The sequence below is a fragment of the Simiduia sp. genome (genome assembly GCF_058345725.1).
In genome coordinates this window covers 1-3920 of sequence record NZ_JBTUOC010000001.1, presented here as the reverse complement: position 1 = coordinate 3920, position 3920 = coordinate 1, and the positions used below count along the sequence as shown (strand labels likewise).

General features: G+C 55.8%; 5 protein-coding genes. 3 read left to right on the top strand and 2 right to left on the bottom strand.

Going from position 1 to position 3920, the window contains the following annotated elements; translation table 11 throughout:
- Both ACW8F6_RS00025 and ACW8F6_RS00020 read left to right on the top strand, forming a co-directional pair.
- Positions 1–249: S1 RNA-binding domain-containing protein (locus tag ACW8F6_RS00025; RefSeq protein ID WP_491573779.1), on the top strand; the 249-nt coding region annotated here is incomplete at its 5' end.
- Positions 250–342: 93 nt separating this feature from the next.
- Positions 343–885 carry a DTW domain-containing protein gene (locus ACW8F6_RS00020; protein ID WP_491573778.1) on the top strand — a complete coding sequence of 181 codons (543 nt, stop codon included), beginning with the start codon at positions 343–345 and terminating at the stop codon, positions 883–885.
- Here the strand turns inward: ACW8F6_RS00020 and ACW8F6_RS00015 are convergent.
- Positions 882–2291, bottom strand: a complete 1410-nt coding sequence (locus tag ACW8F6_RS00015; protein WP_491573777.1) for an MATE family efflux transporter — start codon at positions 2289–2291, stop codon at positions 882–884. The genes ACW8F6_RS00020 and ACW8F6_RS00015 overlap by 4 nt on opposite strands.
- A 129-nt stretch (positions 2292–2420) precedes the next feature.
- On the opposite strand from ACW8F6_RS00015, the gene ACW8F6_RS00010 reads away from it, so the two are divergent.
- The gene (locus ACW8F6_RS00010; protein WP_491573776.1) at positions 2421–2951 is read left to right on the top strand and encodes a chalcone isomerase family protein; all 531 of its coding nucleotides are present in this window, start codon (positions 2421–2423) and stop codon (positions 2949–2951) included.
- Here the strand turns inward: ACW8F6_RS00010 and ACW8F6_RS00005 are convergent.
- A complete protein-coding gene (locus tag ACW8F6_RS00005; RefSeq protein WP_491573775.1) occupies positions 2948–3619 on the bottom strand; it encodes a lysoplasmalogenase in 672 nt (223 codons plus the stop codon). The two genes, ACW8F6_RS00010 and ACW8F6_RS00005, sit on opposite strands and share 4 nt — an antisense overlap.
- Positions 3620–3920: the final 301 nt, after the last annotated feature.

Below are 3920 nucleotides of genomic sequence, written 5' to 3'. Positions count from 1 at the left end.
GGGACCGTGGTTCGCATCGTAGATTTCGGTGCCTTCGTCAACTTCTTGCCTGGCAAGGACGGCTTGGTGCACATTTCGCAAATCGCCGATGAGCGCGTAAATGATGTCAACGACTACCTGAAAGAAGGCCAGGTGGTGCGTGTTAAGTGCCTGGACGTCGATCAGCGCGGTCGCATCAAGCTCTCTATTAAAGAGGCCGCAGCGGAAGAGACTCCGGCTGCCTCAGCAGAGACCCCTGCTGCCGAGTAATAGGTAGGCATACAAAAAAACCCGGCTTCGGCCGGGTTTTTGCGTTTATACGCAGCGCTTTATTCAGGTTTATACCGGAGGGGAATTTCAGAGATGGCATCCATAGCGTTTGTGCTGTTATGCCACAGCCGCGAGCTGCAAAAAAAATCCAATACCGGGCAGCTCGTCCTGGCGCAGGCAGGGGTGAAGGCTCGCGTAGTGGAGTGGTCGCGCACGGCGGCCGACCCGCAGTTGCTGGCTGAGATTGCGCATGGCAACTGTTGGCTTTTGTACCCAAGGGGAGAGGCGGCGCTGTGCTTGGCGTGTGTACCCGAAGCCCAGCTAACAACCGCTCAGGATTCTCTGACAGTAAGCCTGGGCGAAAATCCCACAGTTGTGTTGATCGATGCCACTTGGCAGCAAGCGCAAAAGATGTTTAATCAAAGTCCCTATTTACACGCCTTGCCCGCTCTGTCCCTCAAGCGCGATAGACCATCACTGTTTCGACTCAGACGCAACCAAAAGCCCGGAGGCCTGTGTACCGCGGAGTGTGTGATTGAACTGTTGTATCTAGCGGGCGAGCGGGCTTCGGCGCACGCACTTGAGCAGGCGTTTCAGGCGTTTATGGCACAACCAAAAAATGTGCTATCCCGTTAAATGCCGTGACCCGTTTGGTTGAGGCGCTGCTGGGCTTCTTCTAAGGCAATGGCATTTTTATGTTGCCAGTGCCCCTGGCGCCAGCGCCAGTAGTAGATGACTGAACGGCAGCCCTCGTCGGCGACGGCAGAGATCAGCACACCCAACAGACCCAGGCCGAGTTCAATGGCCAAATACCAGGCCAGCGGGACTGCCACCAGCCAGCTGAATAAGACACCGGCAATGGATATAAACCAGCCATCGCCAGTACCGCGCAGTGAATTACCCACAATGATATTGACGGTCCGGCCGGGCTCGGCCAGCAACGACAGGCCAAAGTACCAATAGGCCATCGCTAAAATACTGGCTTCTTGGGTGTACAGCGACATAACCTGAGGTGCTAGCAGTGTGAACAGAACACCAATGGCCCCCGCACCCCAAAAGGCCGCTTTCAAGCTTTGGTGCAGTTGGCGGTTCGCTTTGGCAAATTGTTTTGCGCCTACGTATTGGCCCACCATCACCTCGGTGGCGGTGCTGATGGCAATGGTAAAGATGAGCAATGCCATGAAGGTATTAAAGGTGTAAGCCCGGGCCGCGAGTTCGGTGGCGCCGCCCACGGCGACAATGGCGCTAAGCACAATCATCTGACCGTCAAAGGACAGGGGCTCGGCAATACTTGGCAGTGCGATGCGACCGAGTTGTCGGGAGTGGCGTCGAAAGTCCTGTGCGACCTGGGCCCAGATGACACGCAGTTTTAGCCGGTACCAAATCGCCAGCGCGGCGATTAACACACCCACCAGCGACGAAAAAACGCTCACCCAGGCCACGCCGACCAGCCCAAGCTGGGGCACGCCGAATAAACCGAATACTACGCAGCTGTTACCGAATAAATTGGTGACAAAATAGCCGGCATTGGCCACTAGGTTCCACTGCGGCAGGCCGTACACGGTGAGAATACTGTGGGTCAGCGAGTGCACGCCCCAGACGCCGATCATCCAGGCGGTTATGCGTAGGTAGGTGTCGGCGTCCAGTTTGATGGCCGCCTCCAATCCCATCCAGCCAGAAACCAGGGGGCCGCCGTAATACACCATGAGCGTGGCGAGCAGGCTGAGCAGAATCAACCAGATGGCGTAAACACCGATGGTGGCGTTGGCCTGTGCGTAATCGTTATTGCCCATGCGCTGAGACGTCAGGCTGGAACCCGCGAATGCCACCACCCAGAGGCAGGTAAACGAAAAATAGAGAATAGGCGTAATAGCGCCCACAGCTGCCGCTGCGTTATCGGATACGCGACTTAAGAAAAATAAGTCGGTCATGGGAATGCTGAGCACCAACGCCTGTTCAAGCAACATGGGTCGGGTCATTCCCCACAGGCCTTTGTCGAGTACTTGGCTGGTGCTAGCTGCAGAATCTGCCGCGTGGGTCATAGGTGATGGTCATACTGACAATAAATCGGCACTCTACCTGAATTGGCAGCAATGCGGAACCGGAAAACCATCCGAATCGGTACCGGAGGCGTAACACATTGGAGTGTAGCAAGTGGCGAGGCGTATGTTATGAAGTGGTGGGTATTGTTTGGCTGGGGTGTCTCTGCCGGTGCTTGTTTGGCGTGCGAGGACTTGGTCGACATGCAACCGGTGGGGCAGGGGCAGTTATCACTTTGGGGTGTCAAGATTTATACCGCAACCACGCTCAGCTGTACCGGAGCGCCGCTGGCACCGCGTCAACCCTTACCTAAACCCTTTGCCCTGGAAATACAGTATGCGCGTGCTATCGAGCGCGAGCAGCTACTGGCGCGTACGCAGGTCGAGTGGCGACGGCTGGCGTTTGACAGCAACCAGCGACAAGCCTGGCTGGCCGAGGTTGGCGCGCTTTGGCCCGACGTGCGCGCAGGTGATAGCTTGACCTTGTGGTATCGCCTGGATGGCAGCGCAGCTTTTTACCTTAATCGGCAGCTGCTGGGCAGAGTCAGTGATCCCGCCTTTGCCCCCGCGTTTTTTGCTATTTGGTTGCACCCAGATGCTCGTGAGCTGTCGCTGCGCGAGCAACTTCTGGGGCGTGCCGACCACCGCGATTCTAGGAATTAGGCGGCTACAGGCGTACTCGGCACGCGCCGGTGATAGCGCATAACGCCATAAACAATGAGGGCCTGGGCGCCGTAGTAAGTCACCATAATAACGACGTCGCTCGCCTTAAAGGGCAAGATGAATTTATTGATGGCAATGCAGGCATCAGAGATGACAAACAGCAAGGCGCCGCAAAATATACTGGCATTGGCGCTTTCGTGCAGGCTGGCCAGCACGATCATACTGGCGATTGCCGCCAAATAGAGTGTAACGGGCAACAGCAGGGCACCTGTCTTGGGCAAAATTACACTGGCCAATGCGGCGCACACGAGTGCCACAAACAATAGGCGCCCTTTGCGTTGGCTGTCTAGCACTTGCTTGCGCGCGCGGCTAAATCCCCAGGCGTAGTTGAGCTGGGCCAGCAAAAACGCGCCCAGTCCGTAGATAAAGCCATTTTGAAGCGGTAGTGCAAGTAATAGATCGCCCAGGGCAGAGAGTGGCAAAGCGCATCGAAGATAGCCCGGCGCTTGCGCGCTGCAAAAAGCCAGTGTTATTAAGCACAAAATAGGGAAAACTTTGAGTAACACGGTTGCCGTCAGCGGCGGCTCAAACGCCAGGCTGACGATATAGATGCAGGCGCCAAGTGCAAAGCAAAGCCATAGCAGGGCTGGGCGAATGAATGCTGTCATAGAGGAGATCGCTATTGTTGTTATCTGGTGTGGCAGCCAGTATACGAGAAACGGCGTGACTGCGAAGTCTATCGCCTACCCGTACGGCCGCCATAAAAAAAAGCCAGCAATAATGCTGGCTTTTAAATCCCTTTCCCTAAGTTGTGGTCTTGAACCGTCCTTGATCCTTTTCCCTGACCTTTGTGCTTTTGGCCCTCGATTCCTAAGAGCGCTTCCTTTGACCTTGCCTGGTCGACGTCACTTCCCTGCGTACTTCCTTGTTGAGAGCTATTGTCGGTGAACAAGGGTGTGGCAACCAGTG

What these genes read in the sequence shown, in the direction of transcription:
- ACW8F6_RS00020 (WP_491573778.1), top strand. Translation starts at nt 343, where the DNA reads ATGGCATCCATAGCGTTTGTGCTGTTATGCCACAGCCGCGAGCTGCAA.
- ACW8F6_RS00015 (WP_491573777.1), bottom strand. Translation starts at nt 2,291, where the DNA reads ATGACCCACGCGGCAGATTCTGCAGCTAGCACCAGCCAAGTACTCGAC.
- ACW8F6_RS00010 (WP_491573776.1), top strand. Translation starts at nt 2,421, where the DNA reads ATGAAGTGGTGGGTATTGTTTGGCTGGGGTGTCTCTGCCGGTGCTTGT.
- ACW8F6_RS00005 (WP_491573775.1), bottom strand. Translation starts at nt 3,619, where the DNA reads ATGACAGCATTCATTCGCCCAGCCCTGCTATGGCTTTGCTTTGCACTT.